The sequence below is a fragment of the Syntrophaceae bacterium genome, assembly GCA_013177795.1.
Lineage (GTDB): Bacteria > Desulfobacterota > Syntrophia > Syntrophales > UBA2192 > UBA2192.
This window is the reverse complement of sequence record JABLXY010000005.1, coordinates 1-2405: the sequence shown is the minus strand read 5'-3', so window position 1 is coordinate 2405 and position 2405 is coordinate 1. Positions and strand designations below refer to the sequence as shown.

1 protein-coding gene is annotated in these 2405 nt (G+C 60.3%); it reads left to right on the top strand.

Annotated elements, in window-relative coordinates; translation table 11 throughout:
• Nucleotides 1-2405 (top strand): type I restriction endonuclease subunit R (locus HPY67_16545; GenBank protein ID NPV06324.1); only part of this gene is annotated, 2405 nt, incomplete at both ends.

Below are 2405 nucleotides of genomic sequence, written 5' to 3'. Positions count from 1 at the left end.
TATGAGCAGAACCGCTTCACCGTCACGCGCCAGCTCCGCTACAGCCGCGACGAGACGCAGCGGGCGCTGGACCTGGTGCTCTTCATTAACGGCCTGCCGGTCTTCACCTTCGAGCTCAAAAACCGCCTTGCCAAACAGACGGTGCATGACGCCATCGAGCAGTACAGGCGCGACCGCAACCCGCGCGAAAAGCTCTTCGAGCTGGGCCGCTGCGTGGCGCACTTCGCGGTTGACGACAACGAGGTGTGGTTCTGCACGCACCTTGCGGGCAAGGCGTCGTGGTTTCTGCCCTTCAACAAGGGATGGAACGACGGCGCGGGCAATCCTCCCAATCCGCAGGGGCTCAAGACCGATTACCTGTGGCGGGAGATACTCACCCGTGAAAGCCTGACCGACATCCTCGAAAACTACGCTCAACTCGTTGATGAGAAAGACCTCAAGACCGGCAAGAAACGGCGACGGCAGATCTTCCCCCGCTATCACCAGCTCGACGTGGTGCGAAAACTTTTGGCGGACGCGGCGGCGCACGGCGTGGGCCGGCGCTACCTTATCCAACATTCCGCCGGCAGCGGCAAGTCCAACTCCATCGCCTGGCTGGCGCACCAGCTGATCGGTCTCGCGAAGGACGGAAGACCCGTTTTCGATTCCATTATCGTGGTGACCGACCGTCGCATCCTGGACCAGCAGATCCGGGACACAGTCAAGCAGTTTGCCCAGGTGAGCGCCACGGTGGGGCACGCCGAGCATTCTGGCGACCTGCGGCGCTTCATCGAGAGCGGCAAGAAGATCATCGTCACGACGCTGCAAAAGTTCCCATTCATCCTCGACGAAATCGGCAACGAGCACCGCGGGCGCCGTTTTGCGATCATCATTGACGAGGCGCACTCGAGTCAGGGCGGCCGTACCTCGGCCAAGATGAGTATGGCCTTGTCGGAGGCCGGTGCAGAGGACGAAGACGAGACCTTCGAAGACCAGATCAACCGTCTAATGGAGGCCCGGAAGCTGCTGCCGAACGCCAGCTACTTCGCCTTCACCGCGACCCCTAAGAACAAAACGTTGGAGATGTTTGGTGAACCCGACCCGCAGCCCGACGGCACGGTTAAACACAGGCCGTTTCATAGCTACACCATGAAACAGGCCATTCAGGAAGGGTTCATCCTGGATGTGCTGGCCCACTATACACCGGTCAAGAGCTACTATAAGCTCATCAAGACCATCGAGGACGACCCCGAGTTCGACGTCAAAAAGGCGCAGAAGAAGCTGCGCCGCTTTGTCGAGAATCACGAGTACGCCATCCGGCTCAAGGCCGAGATCATGGTGGACCACTTTCATGAACAGGTGATCGCCAAGGGCAAGATCGGCGGCCAGGCGCGGGCCATGGTGGTGACCGGCAGCATCGAGCGAGCTATTCAGTACTTCCATGCCTTTAAGGCGTACCTTGCCGAGCGCAAAAGCCCCTATCGGGCGATTGTGGCCTTCTCGGGTGAGCACGAGTATGGCGGTCAACAGGTCACCGAGGCCAGCCTTAACGGCTTTCCCTCGAACCAGATCGCCGACAAGATCCGGGAGGACCCGTACCGGTTTTTGATCTGCGCCGACAAGTTCCAGACCGGCTATGACGAGCCGCTCCTGCACACGATGTACGTGGACAAGGTGCTCTCCGGGGTCAAGGCGGTGCAGACACTTTCGCGCCTCAATCGCGCCCACCCCCAGAAGCACGACACCTTCGTCCTCGATTTCGTCAACGACCCGGAGACGATCCGAAAGGCCTTCGAGCCCTACTACCGGACGACCATCCTCGCCGACGAGACCGACCCGAACAAGCTGCACGACCTTAAGGCCGCCCTTGACGGCTACCAGGTGTACGCGCCTGAGCAAGTTGATGAACTGGTGCGGCTCTACCTGAGCGGGGCCGACCGCGACCAGCTCGACCCGATCCTCGACGCCTGCGTCGCCACCTACATGGAGCATCTCGACGAGGACGGTCAGGTCGACTTCAAGGGCAAAGCCAAGGCGTTCCTGCGAACCTATAACTTTCTGTCTTCGATCCTCCCCTACACCAACGCCGAGTGGGAGAAGCTGTCGATCTTCCTCGAGTTTCTGGTACCCAAGTTGCCGGCGCCCAAAGAGGAGGACCTTTCGAAGGGTATCCTCGAGGCGGTCGACATGGACAGCTACCGGGTCGAAAAGCAGGCGAGCATGAGGATCGCGCTTCCCGATGCGGATGCCGAGATCGAACCGGTGCCCACTGTGGGTGGTGGACACAAGCCCGAACCGGAGCTCGACCGTCTCTCGAACATCATCAAGGCTTTTAACGATCAGTTCGGCAACATTCCCTGGACCGACGCCGATCGGGTGCGCAAACTGATCACCGAGGAGATTCCTGCACGCGTAGCGGCCGACAC